19 protein-coding genes, 1 tRNA gene and 1 pseudogene are annotated in these 23387 nt (G+C 33.8%); 18 read left to right on the top strand and 3 right to left on the bottom strand.

The genetic code is table 11. The features are described 5' to 3' along the window. Positions 1 to 2 precede the first annotated feature (2 nt). The 16 genes from hpf (at position 3) to whiA (ending at position 20725) form a co-directional block, all read left to right on the top strand. The gene (gene hpf / locus BK821_RS06195) at positions 3 to 569 is read left to right on the top strand and encodes a ribosome hibernation-promoting factor, HPF/YfiA family (RefSeq protein WP_046837206.1); all 567 of its coding nucleotides are present in this window, start codon (positions 3 to 5) and stop codon (positions 567 to 569) included. A 309-nt stretch (positions 570 to 878) separates the two neighbouring features. Further along, positions 879 to 3416 carry a preprotein translocase subunit SecA gene (gene secA / locus BK821_RS06200; protein ID WP_046837207.1) on the top strand — a complete coding sequence of 846 codons (2538 nt, stop codon included), beginning with the start codon at positions 879 to 881 and terminating at the stop codon, positions 3414 to 3416. Positions 3417 to 3638: 222 nt separating this feature from the next. Then, a protein-coding gene (gene prfB / locus BK821_RS06205; RefSeq protein WP_141768362.1) for a peptide chain release factor 2 occupies positions 3639 to 4755 on the top strand; the annotation gives its coding sequence in 2 pieces (ribosomal slippage) (positions 3639 to 3710 and positions 3712 to 4755; 1116 coding nt in all). A 303-nt stretch (positions 4756 to 5058) separates the two neighbouring features. Next, entirely contained in the window at positions 5059 to 6000 is a 942-nt protein-coding gene (locus tag BK821_RS06210) for a COG3942 and LysM peptidoglycan-binding domain-containing protein (RefSeq protein WP_046837209.1), read from the top strand. Between the two features lie 295 nt (positions 6001 to 6295). Then, entirely contained in the window at positions 6296 to 6937 is a 642-nt protein-coding gene (locus BK821_RS06215; protein ID WP_046837210.1) for a YfbR-like 5'-deoxynucleotidase, read from the top strand. Positions 6938 to 6942: 5 nt separating this feature from the next. Beyond that, the gene (locus tag BK821_RS06220; RefSeq protein WP_046837211.1) at positions 6943 to 7173 is read left to right on the top strand and encodes a CsbA family protein; all 231 of its coding nucleotides are present in this window, start codon (positions 6943 to 6945) and stop codon (positions 7171 to 7173) included. Between the two features lie 312 nt (positions 7174 to 7485). Further along, positions 7486 to 9468 (top strand): excinuclease ABC subunit UvrB, encoded by a 1983-nt coding sequence (uvrB, locus tag BK821_RS06225; protein ID WP_046837212.1) that lies wholly within the window; start codon positions 7486 to 7488, stop codon positions 9466 to 9468. A 5-nt stretch (positions 9469 to 9473) separates the two neighbouring features. Then, a complete protein-coding gene (uvrA, locus tag BK821_RS06230) occupies positions 9474 to 12311 on the top strand; it encodes an excinuclease ABC subunit UvrA (RefSeq protein WP_071331425.1) in 2838 nt (945 codons plus the stop codon). A gap of 275 nt (positions 12312 to 12586) precedes the next feature. Further along, positions 12587 to 13522 carry an HPr(Ser) kinase/phosphatase gene (gene hprK, locus BK821_RS06235; RefSeq protein ID WP_071331426.1) on the top strand — a complete coding sequence of 312 codons (936 nt, stop codon included), beginning with the start codon at positions 12587 to 12589 and terminating at the stop codon, positions 13520 to 13522. 3 nt (positions 13523 to 13525) lie between these two features. Further along, the gene (gene lgt / locus BK821_RS06240; protein ID WP_046837215.1) at positions 13526 to 14362 is read left to right on the top strand and encodes a prolipoprotein diacylglyceryl transferase; all 837 of its coding nucleotides are present in this window, start codon (positions 13526 to 13528) and stop codon (positions 14360 to 14362) included. Positions 14363 to 14372: 10 nt separating this feature from the next. Beyond that, positions 14373 to 14852, top strand: a complete 480-nt coding sequence (locus BK821_RS06245) for an acyltransferase (protein ID WP_071331427.1) — start codon at positions 14373 to 14375, stop codon at positions 14850 to 14852. Positions 14853 to 14873: 21 nt separating this feature from the next. After that, positions 14874 to 16310: a tetratricopeptide repeat protein gene (locus tag BK821_RS06250; RefSeq protein WP_071331428.1), complete on the top strand. Its 1437-nt coding sequence runs from the start codon at positions 14874 to 14876 to the stop codon at positions 16308 to 16310. 65 nt (positions 16311 to 16375) lie between these two features. Continuing rightward, complete coding sequence (trxB, locus tag BK821_RS06255) at positions 16376 to 17320, top strand: thioredoxin-disulfide reductase (protein WP_046837218.1); 945 nt, start codon at positions 16376 to 16378, stop codon at positions 17318 to 17320. Positions 17321 to 17825: 505 nt separating this feature from the next. Beyond that, on the top strand, positions 17826 to 18752 hold the full coding sequence (rapZ, locus tag BK821_RS06260) for an RNase adapter RapZ (protein WP_046837219.1): 927 nt from the start codon (positions 17826 to 17828) through the stop codon (positions 18750 to 18752). Beyond that, positions 18739 to 19737 (top strand): gluconeogenesis factor YvcK family protein, encoded by a 999-nt coding sequence (locus BK821_RS06265; RefSeq protein WP_046837220.1) that lies wholly within the window; start codon positions 18739 to 18741, stop codon positions 19735 to 19737. The genes rapZ and BK821_RS06265 overlap by 14 nt, the downstream gene beginning before the upstream one ends. A 43-nt stretch (positions 19738 to 19780) precedes the next feature. Next, a complete protein-coding gene (gene whiA, locus BK821_RS06270) occupies positions 19781 to 20725 on the top strand; it encodes a DNA-binding protein WhiA (RefSeq protein WP_046837221.1) in 945 nt (314 codons plus the stop codon). A gap of 173 nt (positions 20726 to 20898) precedes the next feature. On the opposite strand, the pseudogene BK821_RS13225 reads toward whiA, so the two are convergent. Further along, positions 20899 to 21313, bottom strand: a pseudogene (locus BK821_RS13225) (cytidine deaminase). Positions 21314 to 21422: 109 nt separating this feature from the next. On the opposite strand from BK821_RS13225, the gene BK821_RS06275 reads away from it, so the two are divergent. Beyond that, positions 21423 to 22124 (top strand): class I SAM-dependent methyltransferase, encoded by a 702-nt coding sequence (locus BK821_RS06275; RefSeq protein WP_071331429.1) that lies wholly within the window; start codon positions 21423 to 21425, stop codon positions 22122 to 22124. Positions 22125 to 22322: 198 nt separating this feature from the next. On the opposite strand, the gene BK821_RS06280 is transcribed toward BK821_RS06275, so the two are convergent. Next, positions 22323 to 22394, bottom strand: a tRNA-Arg gene (locus BK821_RS06280). A 153-nt stretch (positions 22395 to 22547) separates the two neighbouring features. On the opposite strand from BK821_RS06280, the gene clpP reads away from it, so the two are divergent. After that, a complete protein-coding gene (gene clpP, locus BK821_RS06285) occupies positions 22548 to 23132 on the top strand; it encodes an ATP-dependent Clp endopeptidase proteolytic subunit ClpP (protein ID WP_046837224.1) in 585 nt (194 codons plus the stop codon). Positions 23133 to 23195: 63 nt separating this feature from the next. Here clpP and BK821_RS06290 read toward each other — a convergent pair whose 3' ends face one another. Next, the gene (locus tag BK821_RS06290; protein ID WP_071331430.1) at positions 23196 to 23384 is read right to left on the bottom strand and encodes a hypothetical protein; all 189 of its coding nucleotides are present in this window, start codon (positions 23382 to 23384) and stop codon (positions 23196 to 23198) included. Positions 23385 to 23387: the final 3 nt, after the last annotated feature.

Here is a 23387-nt window from a genome sequence, read left to right on the forward strand (position 1 = left end):
CTATGATCAGATTTGAAATTCACGGGGAGAACCTCACTATTACTGATGCGATTCGCAACTATATTGAGGAGAAAATTGGTAAATTAGAACGTTACTTTAATGATGTGCCAAATGCAACTGCACACGTTAAAGTCAAAACCTATCAAAATTCAGCTTCAAAAATTGAAGTAACTATTCCATTGAAAAATGTTACCTTAAGAGCTGAAGAACGCCATGATGATTTATACGCAGGCATTGATTTAATCAATGGTAAACTTGAAAGACAAGTAAGAAAATACAAAACGCGTGTCAATCGTAAAAAACGTAATCGTGGCGATCAAGAAGTATTCGCATCATTACCAGAAGAAAATGAAGCAGCTGAACTTCAAAGTGATGATAGTGACAATGATATTGAAATCATTCGTGCAAAAAATTTCAGTTTAAAACCAATGGATTCAGAAGAAGCAGTGCTACAAATGGATTTGCTGGGACACGATTTCTTTATTTTCACAGATCGTGAAACAGACGGCACTAGTATTGTGTATAAAAGAAAAGATGGAAAATATGGTTTAATCGAAACAACTGAATAATTTATGTTAAATCATACTAAATAATAATTAGCCGTAGCGTCCATGATTGTGTTAAATCATGGACGCTCATTTTTTGCTATGTTAGTATGTAATAATTTGAAAGTTGACCAACAATATGTGTATATTTTAAGTGTATAATAAAAATATATAGAAATATGAAAATTCTTGATGAGTAATGAAGGATAATTACAAGTTAAACAAGCTAAACGAGAGTTTAAAGAGTGAAGTGAATAAATGTAAATTTCAGCTTATAAATGGTATCATAAGATGTTGTAAGCTAAGAGTTATAAAGCTAAAGGAGCGAACAGAATGGGTTTTTTATCAAAAATTGCAGATGGCAATAAAAAAGAAATAAAGCGCCTTGGTAAATTAGCCGACAAAGTCCTAGCGTTAGAAGAGGATATGTCGATATTAACTGATGAAGAGATTAGAGAAAAAACAAAAGCATTTCAAGCTAAATTACGTGAAGAAGAAGATGTGAAAAAGCAAAATAAAATGCTTGATGATATTTTACCAGAAGCCTTTGCTATAGTGAGAGAAGGTTCAAAACGTGTATTTAATATGATCCCTTATAAAGTACAAGTTATGGGTGGTATCGCAATTCATAATGGTGATATCTCTGAAATGAGAACAGGTGAAGGTAAAACATTGACTGCGACGATGCCAACTTATTTAAATGCATTAACAGGACGTGGTGTCCATGTAATCACAGTAAATGAGTACTTAGCAAGTAGTCAAAGTGAAGAAATGGCAGAACTTTATGAATTCCTTGGGTTATCTGTAGGACTAAACTTAAACAGCAAGAGTACAGATGAAAAAAGAGAAGCATATGCAAGTGATATTACGTATAGTACAAACAATGAGTTAGGTTTTGATTACTTACGTGATAACATGGTTAACTATGCGGAAGAACGTGTAATGAGACCACTTCATTACGCTATTATTGATGAGGTCGATTCTATTTTAATCGATGAAGCCCGTACCCCATTAATCATTTCAGGTGAAGCAGAAAAATCAACTTCCCTATACACTCAAGCAAACGTTTTTGCTAAAATGTTAAAAAACGAAGACGACTATAATTTTGATGAAAAAACAAAAGCCGTACAATTAACAGAACAAGGTACGGATAAAGCAGAGCGTATGTTTAAAATTGACAATTTATATGATGTTAAAAACGTCGATATTATTAGTCATATTAATACAGCTTTGCGTGCACATGTAACGCTTCAAAAAGATGTTGATTATATGGTGAATGCCGGCGAAGTGTTAATTGTAGACCAATTTACCGGACGTACTATGCCTGGTCGTCGTTTTTCTGAAGGTTTACACCAAGCTATTGAAGCTAAAGAAGGTGTGAAGATTCAAAATGAATCTAAAACAATGGCCTCAATTACATTCCAAAACTATTTCAGAATGTATAATAAATTATCAGGGATGACAGGGACAGCGAAGACGGAAGAAGAAGAGTTTAGAAATATATATAATATGACTGTAACTCAAATACCTACAAACAAACCTGTTCAACGTATTGATAAACCTGATTTAATATATATTAGCCAAAAAGGTAAATTTGATGCGGTTGTAGCAGACGTAATTGAGAAACATAAGTTAGGTCAGCCAGTATTATTAGGAACAGTGGCAGTTGAAACCAGCGAATATATTTCAAATTTATTGAAGAAAAATGGTGTGCGTCATGATGTGTTAAATGCTAAAAACCATGAACGTGAAGCGGAAATAGTAGCTGGCGCTGGCGAACGTGGAGCAGTTACGATTGCTACGAACATGGCAGGTCGTGGTACTGATATTAAACTTGGCGCTGGCGTAGAAGAAATTGGTGGTCTAGCCGTTATTGGTACAGAGCGCCACGAGTCTCGTCGTATTGATGACCAATTACGTGGTCGTTCAGGTCGTCAAGGTGATAGAGGTGATAGTCGTTTCTATTTATCATTACAAGATGAATTGATGGTTCGCTTTGGTTCTGAACGTTTACAAAGTATGATGAACCGCTTAGGTATGGATGACTCTACACCGATAGAATCCAAAATGGTGTCCCGCGCCGTTGAATCTGCGCAAAAACGTGTTGAGGGTAATAACTTCGATGCACGTAAACGTGTTCTAGAATATGATGATGTATTACGTAAACAACGTGAAATTATATATACTGAGCGTAATAGAATTATTGATAGTGATGCAAGCGGTGAATTGGTCAATGCAATGCTCCGTTCAACGCTTGAAAGAAGTGTACACTATCATGTGAATGATGAAGATGATGAGCCAGATTATGAACCATTTATTAATTATGTTGATGACGTGTTCTTAAACGAAGGTGATTTAAAAGAAGAAGAAATTAAAGGTAAAGACAAAGAAGATATCTTTGATGTGGTTTGGTCTAAAGTTGAAGTAGGCTTAAAAGATCAAAAAGAAAAAATTGGTAGCCAGTTTGATGAATTTGAGCGTATGATTTTACTGCGTTCAATAGATAATCATTGGACTGATCACATTGATACAATGGATCAGTTGCGTCAAGGTATACACCTACGTTCATACGGTCAGCAAAATCCACTGCGTGACTATCAAAATGAAGGGCATCAACTTTTTGATACGATGATGGAGAATATCGAAGAAGATGTAAGTAAGTTTATCTTGAAATCAGTCGTTTCTGTGGAAGATGATTTAGAAAGAGATAAAACGACAAACTTTGGTAATGCGGAACATGTATCTGCAGATGGTGATAATTCTAAAGAGGATACAAAATCAGAGCCTTTTGTTAAAGATGAACATGTAGGTAGAAATGACCCTTGTCCATGTGGTAGTGGAAAAAAATACAAAAATTGTCACGGTGCATAATGTATAAGTGATGCTTATTTAAAGCTGGGAGACTTGATGGTAATGCTATCAACTTCCAGTTTTATTTGTCTTGAAGTGAATTTATCTTATATTAACTGAAAGATGTTGTGAGACGAATAAAGTTGGCATTAATATAAAACTTTTGTAGAATAGTTATATTGAATAAAATGATTTTGGAGTTTAATAAATTTATCATTCGTACAATAACAGGAGAGATGTCTAATGGAATTATCAGAAATTAAGCGTAATATAGATAACTATAAAGAAAAATTAGAACAACTTAGGGGGTCTCTTTGACTTAGAAGAAAAAGAGACAAATATTCAAGAATATGAAGAAAAGATGACTGACCCTACTTTTTGGGATGACCAAAATGAGGCCCAAGCAGTCATTGATAAAAATAACGCATTAAAATCTATAGTAAATGCATACCGTGGTTTAGAATCTGAAATTGATGATATGGATACTACAAGAGAGCTATTGCTTGAAGAAGATGATGCGCTCATGAAACATGATTTAGAGCAAAATGTTATGGAGTTCAAAACAAGTATAGATCAATTTGAATTACAACTATTACTTGATAGGCCTTATGATGCAAATGGTGCAATTATGGAACTTCACCCAGGCGCTGGCGGTACAGAGTCTCAAGATTGGACGAACATGTTATTAAGAATGTACCAACGTTACTGTGAACAAAAAGGTTTCAAGGTAGAAATTGCCGATTACTTGCCTGGAGATGAAGCGGGTGTTAAGAGTGTTACTTTAGTCATAAAAGGACATAATGCTTATGGTTACTTAAAAGCAGAAAAAGGCGTTCATCGTCTAGTACGTATATCACCATTTGATTCGTCTGGCAGAAGACATACATCATTTGCATCGTGTGATGTTATACCAGAATTTAATAATACAGAAATTGAAATTGATATCAACCCTGATGATATTACCGTTGATACGTTTAGAGCATCAGGTGCAGGTGGACAACACATTAACAAAACAGAATCCGCAATTCGAATTACTCACCACCCTTCTGGTATAGTAGTCAATAACCAAAATGAACGGTCTCAAATCAAAAATAGAGAAGCTGCTATGAAAACATTGAAATCCAAATTGTACCAATTAAAAATTGAGGAACAAGAGCAGGAAATGGCAGAAATTCGTGGTGAACAAAAAGAAATTGGTTGGGGTAGCCAGATTAGATCATATGTTTTTCACCCTTATGCTATGGTCAAAGATCATAGAACAAATGAAGAAACAGGGAAAGTTGATGCTGTTATGGATGGAGATATAGGACCATTTATAGAATCTTATTTACGTAGCCAAATGGATCACTCTGAAAATTAAAGAAAACTCAAAAACTGAGCATACATTTAAACATGTGTGTTCGGTTTTTTATTGATTAAAGAGGAACATAAATAAATGTAATTTTCAAATACTCTTATTACACGCCTTAAACTGAGGAATGGTAAATAATAAGTTTAAACATTGTCAGATCAATGTTTATGTTGTTTTGTTGACGTTATAAAATAAAAATCCCAACATATAAAATAACGGTTATATTACATTCGGGTAACATAAGAAAAAGATATAATATTTTGTGCTATATTAATGGTGAATAAAATTAAAACAGCAAAGGATTGAGACATCATGAAGAAGGGAATAGCATTTTTTGTAACATCGACAGCATTATTTTTGGGAATTAATAGTATCGCTTCAGCCGATCAAGTACATACAGTAAAAGAGGATACTAATTTATCTGATATAGCACAAACCTTCGCAACAACAACGAGTGAAATTAAAGCATTAAATCAATTATCAGACAAATATGATGTGAGTGTAGGTGAGCAGTTAATCTTACCAGATAGCGATATAGTAGAAGTAAAATATGGGGATACTATACAAAGTATAGCGTTAAAGTACAATATCACCATGGAGCAGTTGTATCAACTAAATCCGAACGTAGGAGAAATGATATATCCAGGGGAACTATTAGCAGTGTCAGAAAAAGGATCGGCACATTTAAATAATCAACAACAAACATATTTTAATGAAATAAATCAAACATATACTCAAGATACAAGTGGTAGTAGCCGTGTCGATAATTCATCCTCCAATTCAAACACATCTGTGACTTCAAACCGCGCAATACCGGTAGTACAAAATGAATGGACACATACCCCAGATTTAAAAGTAACGAAACAAAGCGTCACTTCACACGCAGATTATTTACCAACAAAGCCAAATAATGAAGTACCAGTAGTTTCAAATGGGCGTAATTATTATGACCGTGGACAATGTACGTTCTATGCGTTTGATCGTCGCCAACAACTAGGTAAATCAGTTGGGAATTTATGGGGCAACGCAAATAATTGGGCTGTTGCCGCAAGTCAAAACGGCTATCGCGTAAATCATACACCGGAAGTAGGAGCTATTATTCAAAGTAATGCAGGCCAATATGGTCATGTAGGTGTTGTAGAACGTAAAAATGCAGACGGCTCTATTTTAGTATCAGAAATGAATTGGCAAGGCCTAGGACAAAAGTCATATAGAACAATTCATAATGCATATCAATATAACTATATTCATTAATGATTGATTATAATCAAATGTTATGAATACAGTAACGTGAGAATACAAGACGCTAAAAGTCTCGCCATAATGTGTATTTCTAATTCAATAAGCATTCAATAATATAACAACCACTCCAATAATATAGAGGAGTGGTTGTTATATTATTAGGCAACAAAAGTAATTGATTTATTAAATTATCTATATCATAAAAATAATTATCTATCTTCAGTTATATTGATAAGACATTTTGATTGTTGAATGATATTATAAAAACAAGTATAATCAATCATTAAATAAACTAGGAGGCGATGTCATGGGAGTACATCAATATTTTAAACGCTTATCTGATTTAGAAAAATTAATTAGATTACCGGGACAATTTAAATACTTTGAACATAATGTCGCTGCGCATTCATTTAAAGTTGCTAAAATTGCACAATATTTGGGAACGGTAGAGGAATACCATGGCAATGAAGTTGATTGGAAAAGTTTGTATGAAAAAGCTTTGAACCATGATTTTGCAGAAATTTTTACTGGAGATATTAAAACGCCAGTGAAGTATGCAAGTGGGGAATTAAAAAAATTGTTCTCACAAGTTGAAGAAGAAATGGTAGACCATTTTATAAATGAAGAAATTCCAGAACCTTATCAAGATATTTATCGTAAAAGGCTCCAAGAAGGCAAAGACGATTCACTTGAAGGCCAGATACTATCGGTCGCTGATAAAATAGATTTATTATATGAAACATTTGGAGAAATACAAAAACGTAATCCAGAGCCGTTATTTTTTGAAATATATGAAATGTCTTTAGAGACAATCATGCAATTCGATCATCTTAGTTCAGTACAAGATTTTATCGATAATATTATTCCAGAAATGTTAACAGAGAAATTTATACCAAGAAAAGAGTTACGAGAAACGACGATGGCCATTCTAAACAATAGAAATGGGTGAAGTGAATGATTTGGTTTATGCTTGCAGCATTTTTTCCATGCATTCTCGTTGTATTATTTAGCGTATTAACTAGAAGCAAGTGGGTAGGGTCAATTTTGGCATTTGTCATTGTTGGCGCCTCAATAGAAAAGGGATTTTTTCATAACGAATGGATCATTTTTATCGATGTTGTCTCATTATTAGCTGGTTACATTATTATTGACCAATTAAAATTACATAAAAAAGAAGATGACTGAACAATGTGTATTGAGCAACTAAATTGCTATAGTAAAGTGAAAACATTATAATAATATATCCTAAATAATAAAAAATTAAAATTGGCATAAGCAATTAAGGCAAACATGGTAACGTCACTATGTTTGTTTTTTCTTTATAGTAAACTATGTTATTTATGCGAACAAATGTTTGCTTTAATAACTTGAAATCTGTTAAAATATATAACAAGATTAAGCATATGCAGATATTAAACATACAATTTTTAACATAGGGAATAGGCACATAAAGTATGTTCATAGTAACTAGAAAAAATATAGGAGGCGTGTGTCACTATGGAACACTATCCATTTAAACTACAATCTGACTTTGAACCACAAGGTGATCAACCAGGAGCGATAAAAGAAATTGTAAAGGGTGTAAACGAAGGCAAAAGACACCAAACATTACTTGGAGCTACGGGTACAGGTAAAACATTTACAATGAGTAACGTTATTCAGCAAGTAGGCAAACCTACGTTGATTATCGCTCATAATAAAACATTAGCAGGACAATTATATAGTGAATTTAAAGAATTTTTTCCAGAAAATAGAGTAGAATACTTTGTCAGTTATTATGATTATTATCAACCAGAAGCGTATGTACCATCTACAGATACATTTATAGAAAAAGATGCTTCAATTAACGATGAAATTGATCAATTACGCCACTCCGCTACAAGTGCACTTTTTGAACGGGATGATGTTATTATTATCGCAAGTGTAAGTTGCATCTATGGTTTAGGTAATCCTGAAGAATATCGAGATTTAGTTGTTAGTGTTCGAGTAGGTATGGAAATGGATAGAAGTGAGCTTTTAAGAAAACTTGTAGATGTTCAATACACAAGAAACGATATTGATTTTAGACGCGGGACGTTCCGCGTCAGAGGAGATGTAGTAGAAATCTTTCCAGCCTCTCGTGAAGAAATGTGTATTAGGGTAGAGTTTTTTGGTGATGAAATTGATCGCATACGAGAAGTGAATTATCTAACAGGGGAAGTATTAAGAGAACGTGACCACTTCGCTATCTTCCCAGCATCCCATTTCGTAACACGCGAAGAAAAAATGAAATCGGCCATTCAAAGAATTGAAACAGAATTAGAAGAGCGATTAACTGAATTACGCTCTGAGAATAAATTACTAGAAGCACAACGTTTAGAACAACGTACGAATTATGACTTAGAAATGATGAGAGAGATGGGCTTTTGTTCTGGTATTGAAAATTATTCAGTACATTTAACATTAAGACCTATGGGTTCTACACCGTATACACTCTTAGATTATTTTGGAGACGATTGGTTAGTGATGATCGACGAATCACATGTGACGTTACCACAAATAAGGGGTATGTATAATGGTGACCGTGCACGTAAGCAGGTGCTTGTCGATCATGGGTTCCGTCTACCGAGTGCTTTGGATAACAGACCCTTGCAATTTTCTGAGTTTGAAGATAAAACTAATCAACTTGTTTATGTATCTGCAACACCAGGGCCATATGAGTTAGAACATACAGATGAAATGGTTCAACAAATTATTCGTCCAACCGGATTATTAGATCCTAAGATTGATTTACGTCCAACTGAAAATCAAATTGATGATTTAATCAGCGAAATTTATGAACGCATAGAACGTAATGAACGTGTGTTAGTTACCACGTTGACTAAAAAAATGAGTGAAGATTTAACGACGTATTTAAAAGAAGCGGGAATTAAAGTAAACTACTTACACTCTGAAATTAAAACGTTAGAACGTATTGAAATCATTCGGGATTTGCGTATGGGCACATACGATGTCATCGTAGGGATTAATTTATTACGTGAAGGTATCGATATTCCTGAAGTTTCGCTTGTAGTTATTCTCGACGCAGACAAAGAAGGTTTCTTACGTTCAGAACGGTCACTCGTACAAACCATAGGACGTGCAGCGCGTAATAGTGGTGGAGAAGTTATTATGTATGGAGATAAGGTTACTGACTCTATGCGCTTCGCTATGGATGAAACAGAGCGACGTCGTTCGATTCAACAAGCATATAATGAAAAACATAACATTACGCCAACTACAATCAATAAAAAAATACACGATGTCATTAGTGCTACAGTTGATAATGATGAAACAAATGAACAACAACAAACTGAAGTACCTAAGAAAATGACGAAAAAAGAACGACAAAAAACGATTGCCAATATAGAAAAAGAAATGAAGCAAGCAGCTAAAGATTTAGATTTCGAAAAAGCTACAGAACTTAGAGATATGTTATTTGAATTAAAAGCAGAAGGGTGACAAATATGAAACAACCATCCATTGTAGTAAAAGGGGCACGCGCCCACAATTTAAAAGATGTAGATATTGAAATACCAAAGGATAAACTCATTGTTATGACAGGTCTATCAGGGTCGGGCAAATCCTCACTCGCCTTCGATACGATATATGCGGAAGGACAACGCAGATATGTAGAATCTTTGAGTGCTTATGCACGACAGTTTTTAGGTCAAATGGATAAACCTGATGTGGACACTATAGAAGGTTTATCTCCAGCAATATCTATCGATCAAAAGACGACAAGTAAGAACCCAAGATCAACCGTAGCGACAGTTACTGAAATATATGATTATATTCGTCTGCTTTATGCTCGTGTTGGAAAGCCATTCTGCCCCAATCATGGTATTGAAATAGAATCCCAAACCGTTCAGCAAATGGTAGATCGCGTCATGCAGCTTGAAGAACGTTCTAAGATTCAACTATTAGCGCCTGTGGTTTCACATAGAAAAGGATCACAAGAAAAACTTATCGATGATATCAGCAAAAAAGGTTATGTACGCGTACGTGTAGATGGTGAGATTACAGATGTAAATGAAGTACCTGAATTAGACAAAAATAAAAATCATACAATTGAAGTTGTTATTGATAGACTTGTGGTCAAAGAAGGCATAGAAGCGCGTCTTGCTGATTCTATTGAGACTGGCTTGAATCTTTCAGAAGGTAGTTTAATTGTAGATATCATTGACGGCGATGAATTAAAGTTCTCTGAGAATCATGCATGTCCAATATGTGGATTTTCAATTGGAGAATTAGAGCCACGAATGTTCAGTTTTAACAGTCCATTTGGAGCATGTCCAACTTGTGATGGTTTAGGCCAAAAATTAAAAGTAGACTTAGATTTAATCGTACCTGATAAAAATAAAACATTAAACGAAGGTGCTATTGTAGCATGGGAACCAACGAGTTCTGATTTTTATCCAACACTGTTAAATCGTGTATGTGAAGTATACAAAATTAACATGGATAAACCATTTAAAACATTAACAGCTAGACAAAAAGATATTATCCTTAATGGTTCAAACGGCAAAGAAATTGAATTTGTCTTTAAACAGCGAAACGGTACAACACGTAAACGTACTATGGAATTTGAAGGTGTTATCAATAATATTAATCGACGTTACCATGAATCTCCCTCAGAACTCGTGAGAGAAATGATGAGCAAGTACATGACGGAACTACCTTGTGAGACATGTCATGGTAAACGTTTGAGTCCTGAGGCGTTATCTGTTTATGTCGCTGGGAAAAATATAGGTGAAATTGTTGAAAATTCAATCAAAACAGCGTTATATCATTATCGACATATTGAATTGTCAGACCAAAATCAAAAAATTGCAGATCAAATATTAAAGGAAATCATTTCACGTCTTGAGTTTTTATATAATGTTGGTTTAGAATACTTAACGCTTAATCGTGCGTCAGGTTCTTTATCTGGTGGAGAAGCACAACGTATTCGTTTGGCTACTCAAATTGGATCAAGACTTTCAGGTGTACTCTATGTCTTAGATGAACCATCAATTGGGTTACACCAACGTGATAATGACCGACTTATCGATACTTTGAAAGAAATGCGTGATCTTGGAAATACACTTATAGTTGTCGAACATGATGATGATACTATGCGGGCGGCAGATTACTTAGTAGATGTTGGACCAGGTGCAGGAGAGCATGGTGGAGAAATTGTTGCTAGTGGCACTCCAAAGCAGGTAATGAATAGTAAAAAATCCTTAACTGGTCAATATTTAAGTGGTAAAAAACGTATAGAAGTGCCTGAAGTACGTCGTGAAATTACAGATAGAAAGATAAGTGTTAAAGGTGCACGTAGTAATAATCTAAAAGAAATCGACGTTGATTTTCCGTTATCTACAATGACTGTTGTCACAGGTGTTTCAGGATCTGGTAAGAGTACGCTAGTAAATGAAGTGTTATATAAATCATTAGCAAAAGAGATAAATAAATCTAAGGTTAAACCCGGAGACTGTGATGATATACAAGGTATTGATCAATTGGAGCGTATTATAGATATTGATCAGTCACCGATTGGACGTACGCCAAGATCGAACCCAGCAACGTATACAGGAGTCTTTGATAACATCAGAGATATTTTTGCTCAAACTAATGAAGCCAAAGTGAGAGGCTATTCGAAAGGGCGTTTCAGTTTTAATGTTAAAGGTGGCCGTTGCGAAGCGTGTAAAGGTGATGGCATTATTAAAATTGAAATGCATTTCTTACCTGATGTATATGTCCCTTGTGAAGTTTGTGGTGGTTCAAGATATAATCGTGAGACACTAGAAGTTACTTATAAAGGAAAGAACATTTCTGATATATTAGCAATGACTGCTGAAGAAGCAACATTTTTCTTTGAAAAAGTACCGAAGATTCATCGTAAATTACAAACACTTGTGGATGTTGGGTTGGGCTACGTAACGTTAGGGCAACCTGCAACTACTTTATCTGGTGGTGAGGCGCAACGTGTGAAACTTGCTTCTGAATTACACAAACGTTCTACTGGTCGTTCCATTTATATTCTAGATGAGCCAACGACGGGCCTCCATGTTGATGATATTAGCCGCTTGCTAAAAGTACTTAATAAACTTGTGGAAAATGGAGAAACTGTTGTCATTATCGAGCATAACTTAGATGTTATCAAGATGGCCGATTATATTATTGATTTAGGACCAGAAGGAGGAGACGGTGGCGGAACCGTTGTAGCTACAGGCACACCAGAAGATATTGCTGAAGTAAAAGAAAGTTACACTGGTCAATATTTAAAAGCTGTCTTAGAAAGAGATACGGTAAAACGATAATACTATAAACAACAGAGGGTGTTCATTTGAGCACCCTCTGTTTGTTGAAACTAAGCATAATCATGTATTTTATTGTTATAATAAAGGTTAATTAGAAAAAGAAGTGTTTTGCAATCGTGTATAACGTGTATCATAGATTATTAATATACGGTATGATATTCATATTAAGTATTAAATTATCGCTCTGCTACACTTTTTAATATGGATTATCCTGTCTTTTTGATATGATAATAATATATCGCACATGTAGGAGAAATATTGATAGAGGTGAACCTATGTTAACTACAAAAAGCTTAGTAGAACGGTTTGAACTTGATTTAATTGCAGGAGAATCAGGTTTAAACAAACAAATTAAAAATACGGATATTTCAAGACCTGGATTAGAAATGGCAGGTTATTTTTCTCACTATGCTTCAGATCGCATTCAATTGTTAGGTACAACGGAATTATCTTTCTATAATTTATTACCAGATGAAGAGCGTAAAGGACGTATGAGAAAATTATGTAGACCAGAAACACCAGCTATTATTGTGACGAGAGATTTAGAGCCACCCGAAGAACTTATAGAGGCGGCTAAAGAGCTTGAAACTCCATTAATTACTTCTAAAATTGCTACTACACAACTCATGGGACGTCTAACAACATTTTTAGAGCATGAGCTAGCTAGAACAACTTCGCTACATGGTGTGCTTGTTGATGTATATGGTGTAGGTGTACTGATTACTGGTGATTCTGGTATAGGTAAAAGTGAGACGGCGCTTGAGTTAGTGAAACGTGGTCATAGACTTGTAGCTGATGATAATGTCGAAATTAGAGAAATTAGTAAAGATGAATTAATTGGTAAAGCACCAAAACTTATCGAACATTTATTAGAAATAAGAGGTCTAGGCATTATTAATGTTATGACATTATTTGGTGCAGGGTCTATATTAACTGAAAAACGCTTACGTCTAAATATACATTTAGAAAATTGGCATAAAGAAAAGTTGTATGACCGTGTAGGTTTAAACGAAGAAAAATTAAAAATATTAGATAACGAAATTACGAAAAAAACAATTCCGGTTCGACCAGGTCGTAACGTTGCAGTCATTATAGAAGTTGCAGCAATGAACTATCGTCTGAATATTATGGGTATCAATACTGCTGAAGAATTCAACGATCGTCTAAATGCTGAAATAATGCGTAATGGCAATAACAATGAGGAGAACTAACAAATGATGACGTTAAATTACATCGACCCAATTGCTATACAATTGGGTCCCATTTCAGTACGTTGGTACGGGATTATTATTGCCACAGGTATACTTTTAGGCTATTTTATTGCCCAAGCTAGCGTAAAACGTATCGGCCATGACAAAGATACATTGGTCGATATCATTTTTTGGAGTGCTATATTTGGCTTTATTGTTGCAAGACTCTACTTTGTGATCTTTCAATGGCCATATTATGCCCAAAATCCAATTGAAATACCTATGATTTGGCATGGCGGTATTGCAATACATGGTGGCTTAATTGGTGGATTTATTACGGGAATATTTGTGTGTAAGAAGAAAAATCTTAATCCATTTCAAATCGGTGATGTTATTGCACCAAGTATGTTATTAGGTCAAGGAATTGGTAGATGGGGCAACTTTATGAACCACGAGGCTCATGGAGGTCCTGTGTCAAAATCTTTCTTAGAACACTTACATATTCCAGATTTTATTATTAATAATATGTATGTTAATGGCAAATATTACCAGCCTACATTTTTATATGAATCTGTATGGGATATTGCTGGATTTGTCATACTATTAATCATAAGAAAGCACTTAAAAGTTGGAGATACACTTTGCTTGTATTTAATTTGGTATTCGATCGGCAGATTTTTCGTAGAAGGTTTGCGTACGGATAGTTTAATGTTGACGAGTAATATTCGCGTTGCACAACTCATGTCTATTATTTTAATTATTGTAGGTATTGCCATAATGATTATTAGAAGATTAAAATATAAAGCACCACGTTACAAAGATGTCGGACCTTTAACTTGGCCGAATCAAAAAGCGAAGTGATGAGGCGAAAATGCGCAAATTAAACACTAAAAAAACACAAGGTAAGAACCCACTTTGGTACATGTATCGTTACGTTAAGACATTTAAAATAGTTAAACAGACTATTATTATTGAAATTTGTAGGTATTTACCTCAAGTAAAAATCAAGCATTGGATATATCGTAACGTTTTAAAAATGAATATAGGGGCACATACTGCATTTGCTTATAAAGTTGTGCCAGATTTACTCTATCCAGAATACATTTCAATAGGAGAAAACTGTGTAATTGGTTATAATACGACAATATTAACGCATGAGTTTCTAGTGGATGAATTTAGAACTGGTCAAGTAAATATTGGCAATCATACTTTAATTGGCGCTAATGTAATCATCTTACCAGGGGTGAGCATTGGAAATTACGTTAAAGTGGGTGCAGGTACTGTAGTCTCAAAAGATATACCCGATCATACATTAGCTTATGGTAATCCTATGCTAATGAAAAATAATTAAGTAACTAGGAGGTGATTATAGATGGCGCATAACGATAAAGTGATACAAATGAAACTAGATAGCCCGTTTTATAAAAAGCTTGGAGAGCAGAAGTTTCTTCAACACGATTATAAAAAGGCCGCAGATTATTTTGGGAAAGTGCTTGATATGTCACCTCAAGAATTTGATATTAAAGTAAAATATGCTGAAAGTCTTGTTCAACTTGGTTTAGGTAGCAAGGCTGAGCATATTTTTTATGAGAATATCGCTCGTTCTGAAGAAGTTCCAGATAGTTTTTATCAACTTAGCCAATTAAATATTACGTTAAATGACCCAAATAAATCATTTTTATTTGGGATGAATTACGTTTTGGCTTCTAATGATGAAGACTATCAAGAAGAACTAGAAGAGATGTTCGAAGTGTCCTATCATTCCGCAGAGAAAATAGAAATTGAAAGTCAATTATTTGCAATACAATTAATCTTTCAATATTTATTTTCGCAAGGGAGATTGTCAGAAGCAAGGACATATATATTAGATCAAGATGAGACTATTCAAGAACATCGCGTGGTACGTAATTTGCTTGCGATGTGTTATTTATATTTAAACGAGTATGATATCGCTAGAGAAATGTTTGAGCGTTTACTCTTCGAAGATAATACTGACGTACACGCATTATGTCACTATACACTGTTGCTTTATAATACAAAAGATAACGACAAGTACGAACGCTATTTAAAAATTTTAAACACAGTCATGCCAATGAATGATGATGAATCGTTTAAGTTAGGTATCGTATTATGCTATTTGAAACAATACCAAGCTTCTCAAAACATTCTGCAACCGTTATATAGAAAAGGAAAGTTCCTTTCTATTCAAATGTACAACGCTTTGAGTTATAATCACTACCATTTAGGTAATCTAGAAGAAAGTAAGTATTTTTGGTCTAAATTACAGGAGATTTCACAAGTTGATGTAGGTTATGCTCCATGGATTGTTGCAGATAGTAAGGTTTACTTTGATCATCATATATTACCATTATTGTTGAATGACGATAGTCACCATAGACTTTATGGTGTATTCTTATTGAATCAATTAAGAGGTAGAGAAGTTTTTATGACTGAAGAAATCTGGGCCGTGCTAGAGACGATGAATGATTACGAAAAATTATATCTAACGTATTTAATTCAAGATTTAAAATTAAATAAGTTAGATTTTATTCACAAGGGCATGTTAATGATGTACAATGTGGAATCATTGAAAAATAACGAAACATTGTTTATCGTATGGATTGATCAAGCGGAAGCTATTATTTCTGAAAATGTAGATCTCACACCAGTTGATGACTACGTAGCAGCGTTTGTGTATATGTATTATCGCAATACCGAGACAAAAGTGACCAAACAACAGGTATTAGAATGGTTCCATATTTCTCAATATCGCTTAAATAAAATGATAGATTATTTGTTGAGCATATAAGTTTATAAAATGCAAGAAATCATATATAATGCTCATAATGAATTAATAAATAGGAGGCAATATAAATGGCTGAACAAGTGGATTTTGATGTTGCAATTATTGGTGCTGGACCAGCAGGTATGACAGCTGCTGTTTATGCGTCACGTGCAAACTTAAGTACTGTAATGATTGAACGTGGTATGCCAGGTGGTCAAATGGCAAATACAGAAGAAGTTGAAAACTTCCCTGGTTTTGAAATGGTCACAGGACCAGATTTATCAACAAAAATGTTTGAACATGCGAAAAAATTTGGTGCTCAATACCAATATGGCGATATTAAATCAATTGAAGATAAAGGTGGCTACAAAGTCATCAACCTTGGAAATAAAGAAATAACAGCACGTGCAGTGATTATTTCAACGGGTGCTGAATATAAAAAAATTGGTGTACCAGGCGAACAAGACCTTGGTGGCCGTGGCGTAAGTTATTGTGCTGTATGTGATGGTGCATTCTTTAAAGGGAAAAAATTATTCGTTATCGGTGGCGGAGATTCTGCAGTTGAAGAAGGAACATTCTTAACGAAATTTGCTGACAGTGTAACTATTGTTCACCGTAGAGACGAATTACGTGCACAGAAAATCCTACAAGATCGTGCATTTAAAAATGATAAAATCGACTTTATTTGGAGCCACACGTTAAAAACAATTAATGATAAAGATGGCAAAGTAGGATCTGTAACTTTAGAATCAACAAAAGATGGTTCTGAACAAACATTAGATGCAGATGGCGTGTTCATCTATATCGGTATGAAACCATTAACAACACCATTCTTAGACTTAGGTATTACAAACGACGTAGGTTATATCGAAACAAATGAAGATATGAGCACAAAAGTACCTGGTATCTATGCAGCTGGTGATGTGCGTGATAAAGGTTTACGTCAAATCGTAACAGCTACTGGTGATGGTAGTATTGCTGCACAAAGCGCTATTGCTTATATTGAACACTTAAACGATACAGTTGAAGTATAATGATACTGATGAATGCCTCTTGCATATTGCTTGAAAATTAGGCAACCTGTGTATTGAAATAAAATTCAGTCATAATTAGAATGTTCGACTTTCATTTTATATGTGAGTCAGGGCATTCTATTTTTTTATGAATAAAGTCAGGATAGGGATACGGCATGTTGCGTATTAATTGCCTTAGAATTTATGAGAAAAAAGTGAAAATGATTATATACTATTCAATCATACTGTCGTATAGTATATAAGGTTTTGATTAATAATGATGTTAAATATAAGCAATGATACTACTACCTTAGTCGTTTTTAATGTAAAATATAATATGATAGCATAGCATTTAGTAGATACGTTTTTGATAGAAACTTAATGGTATGTAAAGATGGAGTGCCATTTTCAATGAATGAGGACGAATGAATAGTGCTTGCAATACGTTTTTAAATACTAATGAAATTTTAAAACAACTTAGATATAAATTTTGCGTTATAAAATGAGCGATGGATGGTGTAAATAGATGCAGCGAGAAGAAAATGAACTGGTAAAAAGTGAATTGTTGGTTGTAACAGGTTTATCAGGTGCAGGGAAATCCGTAGTAATTCAAAGTTTAGAAGATATTGGTTACTTTTGCGTAGACAATTTACCTCCAATCCTCCTGCCTAAATTTGTAGAGTTGATGGAGCAAGGCAACCCGTCTTTACAAAAAGTAGCGATTGCAATTGATTTAAGAGGGAAAGAATTATTTAAATCATTAATTCAAGAAATTGATAAAATTAAAAGCAATGACAGTGTAATGGTTGATATGATATTCTTGGAAGCTTCAAACGAAAGACTTATTTCGCGTTATAAAGAAACGCGTCGTGCACATCCATTAAATGAAAATGGACAGCGTTCATTAATTGAATCTATTGATGAAGAACGAGAACTATTGAGTGAGATAAAGGGTATAGCTAACTATACGATTGATACATCACATATGAAGCCCAAAGCATTGCGTAAGCGTATAGGTGATTACTTTAACCGTAGTGATTTTCCAACCTTTAATATCAATGTGACAAGTTTTGGATTCAAACATGGTATCCAAATGGATGCAGATTTAGTTTTTGATGTTAGGTTCTTACCTAATCCACACTATGTTGATGAATTGAGACCTTTAACAGGTGAAGATGAAATAGTTTATAACTACGTTATGAAATGGAAAGAAACAAATATGTTTTATGAAAAGTTAATTGATTTATTAGCTTTTATGATTCCTAGATATCAAAAAGAAGGTAAATCTCAATTAGTCATTGCTATTGGTTGTACAGGTGGACAGCATCGCTCTGTAGCATTAGCGAAACGTATTGGGACAGAATTAAAAGAAAAGTTTGACTATAACGTGTATGTGCATCATAGAGATGCATATGTCGAAAGTGGCGTGAAACAAAAAGATGAAGAGAATTAAGCTTGTACTCATAGGTGGAGGAACAGGTTTATCCGTTTTGGCGCGTGGTTTAAAAGATTACCCAATTGATATTACTACAATAGTTACTGTAGCCGATGACGGTGGAAGTACAGGTAAAATCAGAAGTGAAATGGATATACCTGCGCCTGGAGACATACGAAATGTAATTTCAGCATTAAGTGAGACAGAATCTACGTTAGAACAATTATTTCAATATCGTTTTAAAGAAAATCAAGTTGAAGGACATTCACTTGGAAACTTACTTATTGCAGCATTAACGAATATCACTGATGATTTTGGACATGCTGTGAAGGAATTGAGTAAAATACTAAATATCAGAGGGCGCGTCATTCCATCAACAAACACAAGTGTACGTTTGAATGCAGTAATGGAAGATGGGGAAATTGTATATGGCGAATCTAAAATTCCGAAAAAAAATAAAAAAATTCAGCGTGTATTTTTAGAGCCAGAAGATGTAGAACCGATGCAAGAAGCAGTAGAAGCGCTAGAAGAAGCAGATTTAATAGTACTAGGACCAGGATCATTATATACTAGTGTGATATCTAATCTCTGTGTGAAGGGGATTTCAGACGCTTTGTTAAGTGGTGATGCACCCAAATTATATGTTTCAAATGTTATGACACAACCTGGTGAAACAAATGGGTATACTGTGCTTGATCACGTTAATGCGATTCATGACCATATCGGACAAAGATGTATTAATTATGCAATTTGTGGAACTCAGACATATAATAAAGATGTTTTAGAGCGATATAGACAAGAGAACGCAGAACCTGTTCAATGTCATACTGAAGTAATGGAAGCACAAGATATCGAAGTTTTTACACATCCTGAATTAATAGAAATCTCTTCAGAAAATTATGTACGTCATAATACAGAAGTATTGGCTAAAATGATTTACGAAATCGCAATGAGAGAAACAGAAACAATTGAGTTTAATAGAAATAAAGATAGCAATGAATAAAAATTAAGCCGATGTCTTAGTTTAAGAAAGGACTGATTAAATAATGAGCTTTGCATCCGAAATGAAAAACGAACTAACAAGAATAGAAGTAGATGAATCAAATGCTAAAGCAGAGCTCAGTGCGCTTATACGGATGAATGGTGCACTCAGTCTAGCTAATCAACAATTTGTAATTAACGTACAGACAGAAAATGCTACTACGGCAAGACGAATATATTCGTTAATTAAAAAAGTTTTTAATGTTGAGATTGAGCTACTTGTAAGAAAGAAAATGAAGTTAAAAAAGAACAATATATATATATGTCGTATCAAAGCACGCTCGAAAGAAATATTAGACGAGTTAGGTATTTTAAAAAATGGCGTATTTACGCATGAAATTGACGAAGCAATGATACAAGATGATGAGATGAGACGAAGTTACTTGCGTGGTGCATTTCTAGCTGGTGGTTCTGTGAATAATCCAGAGACATCATCCTACCATCTCGAAGTCTTTTCATTATATGAAGATCATTCAGAAGGTTTAACACAGTTGATGAATAATTATGAGTTAAATGCTAAACACTTAGAAAGAAAAAAGGGCAGCATAGCTTATCTAAAAGAAGCAGAAAAAATCTCAGACTTTTTAAGTTTGATTGGTGGATATCAAGCCTTATTAAAATTTGAAGACGTACGTATTGTTAGAGATATGAGAAATTCTGTGAATCGATTAGTGAATTGTGAAACTGCAAATTTAAATAAAACTGTTAGTGCTGCAATGAAGCAAGTGGAAAGTATTCAATTGATTGATCAAGAAATTGGATTAGATAACTTGCCAGAACGTCTACGGGAAATTGCCAAATTAAGAGTTGAACATCAAGAAGTGTCTCTAAAAGAGCTTGGAGAGATGATGTCTACCGGTAGTATATCTAAATCAGGTGTGAACCATCGCCTAAGAAAATTAAACGAAATGGCTGATAAACTAAGAACAGGTGAGCCATTAGAATTATAAGAAAATATAAATAATGTAAAACGAATTTCTAAACTTAAAAAAGTAGTTTCCATAATTATGGAAACTACTTTTTTAAGTTTAGAATAAATAATATTTTAGATAGAAAACGTCTAAGCTACAAGATATAGCAAATGAAATCACAATAAATGCCTTTCATTAATAAGTTATTTAAATTAAGTACCGTCATCATCACAATATTTAATGTCGTCATAAGCATGCGTCCAATGGTATGGCTGAAGTTCTTTTAAATCTTTGTATAATAATTGATTATTACGTGTAGTAACGCCTACTTTTATTTTACCGCCCCAATAGGCTAGTCTTTCTTGGCAAGTCTAGCAAGGTGTGAAAATTTTAAAATGACTTTGTGTATCATCTCTAACTACGCAAATAGAATGAGTAATAGCATCTTGGTTTTTATGTGTTTCTAAAATGGCACCTGTTTCAATACAAAGGCTGAGGAAGCATTAATAATTTCTGGTGCTAACAGATATTACCTTTTTTTGAATACATGGCTGCTCCCCAACCTTCAGGGTACCTAGATTTTATAAATTGCTGTGCTGTTTTAAAAAGTTTTTCTTCAATATTCATATATGCCATAAATAAAAAGAATTTTCAGTTAATTAAAATAATGATACCATTATTTCTAAGAATTATTTACTTAAATCGCTCAAAATACATATTTTTAAGGAGAGGTACTTTGACTAATAAATTAAGAAGTGAAAAATTAGAAATAGAAAGAATTATTTTTATAGGACGTACATATAAAGAATATTTGAAGATGTTTGATTTATCATTACCTGAGTTAGAGAGAAAAAATATTTTGGATTGTCCTGCTGGAGCTTGTTCATTTTCTGCAATAGGAAGACAAAAAGGATTAAATATAGAAGCGTGTGATATAGCATATTATTTTAATAGAGTTGATTTGTATGCGAAAGGTAAAGAGGACATTCAACATACGATAGAAAAAATGAAAAATTCCGAGGATAATTATAATTGGAATTACTTTAAAAATATAGAGGATTTGAAATATCAGCGGCAACAGGCATTGGAAGATTGTGTCGAAGATATGAAGCGTCACAATAATCAATACAAAGCTGTATCATTACCAGAATTACCGTACTGCGATGAAGCATTTGATATCGTATTATCTGCGCATTTTTTATTTATGTATGCTGATAGATTAGATTATGCATTTCATATAAAATGTTTAGAAGAACTGTTAAGAGTGAGCAAAAAAGAGCTTAGAATCTTCCCGTTGGTTGATTTAGAAGGTCATCGCTATGCATATTTAGACCATATCATTAAAAATTTAACTGAATTAGGATATAACGTTAGTGAATGCAAAGTAGATTATGAATTTCAAACACATGCTAATACGATGTTAAAAATAGTGAAATGATTATTATCAGTTTAGTTTATATAAAGAGTTCAAATGCTTAGTAGTGTTGATGTATTTGTCATAGTTCGTTAAACACTTATTATAACCTTTAACCAGAAATATGCGCTTGTACGCAATATAAGTATCAAACTGTTATAAAAAAACATTATTCAGCATCTGCTTAATAATGTCGGTTACAAATAAATATAATATTATAAATCCCCTCGAAGGGAGTCGAACCCCTATTCTAAGAACCGGAATCTTATGTGTTATCCATTACACTACGAGGGGGGAATTTAACAATACTTTAAGTGTACAAATCTTAATAGCAATGGTCAATAACAACTGAAGAAATTTCGTGAAAATTTCAAGCGTTATTTTTTGACCATGTTTGACTTTTAGGTTAAAATATATTTATCAGTTAGAAATAAGGAGGCAATATTAATGAATTTAATACCTACAGTAATTGAAACAACAAATCGTGGGGAACGTGCATATGACATTTACTCACGCTTATTAAAAGATCGTATTATCATGTTAGGTTCACAAATCGATGATAATGTAGCAAACTCTATTGTTTCTCAATTATTATTCTTACAAGCACAAGATGCTGAAAAAGATATTTACCTTTACATCAACTCACCAGGTGGTAGTGTGACAGCTGGTTTTGCAATCTATGACACAATCCAACATATTAAACCAGATGTTCAAACAATTTGTATTGGTATGGCTGCGTCCATGGGTTCATTCTTACTTGCAGCTGGTGCAAAAGGCAAACGTTTTGCGTTGCCAAATGCTGAAGTAATGATTCACCAACCATTAGGTGGCGCGCAAGGTCAAGCTACAGAAATTGAAATTGCTGCGAACCATATTCTTAAAACACGTTCTAAATTAAATCAAATTTTAGCAGACCGTACAGGTCAATCTATTGAAAAAATCGAAAAAGATACAGATCGTGATAATTTCTTATCAGCTGAAGAAGCTAAAACATATGGTCTGGTTGACCAAGTCATGGTTCCAGAATCATAAGTTAAAATTAAAGTTTTAATAAAAAAGACAAGTCGTTATAAGCGACTTGTCTTTTTTTGACATCTATTTCTGTTTAACTATATTATTATAGAAAAGTTTTGCTGATACAATCAATAGTAGTAATCCTACAATGATAAAAATAGAAGATACTATCGTCATAGCTAGCGACTTATCAAAAGCAAAGCAGCCATTTAATAAAAGTAATAAACTAATAATGAGTAATAATATATGTGTTAGACTATCTGCTTTCATTTT

This window comes from Staphylococcus sp. LCT-H4 (genome assembly GCF_001866145.1).
GTDB lineage: Bacteria > Bacillota > Bacilli > Staphylococcales > Staphylococcaceae > Staphylococcus > Staphylococcus succinus.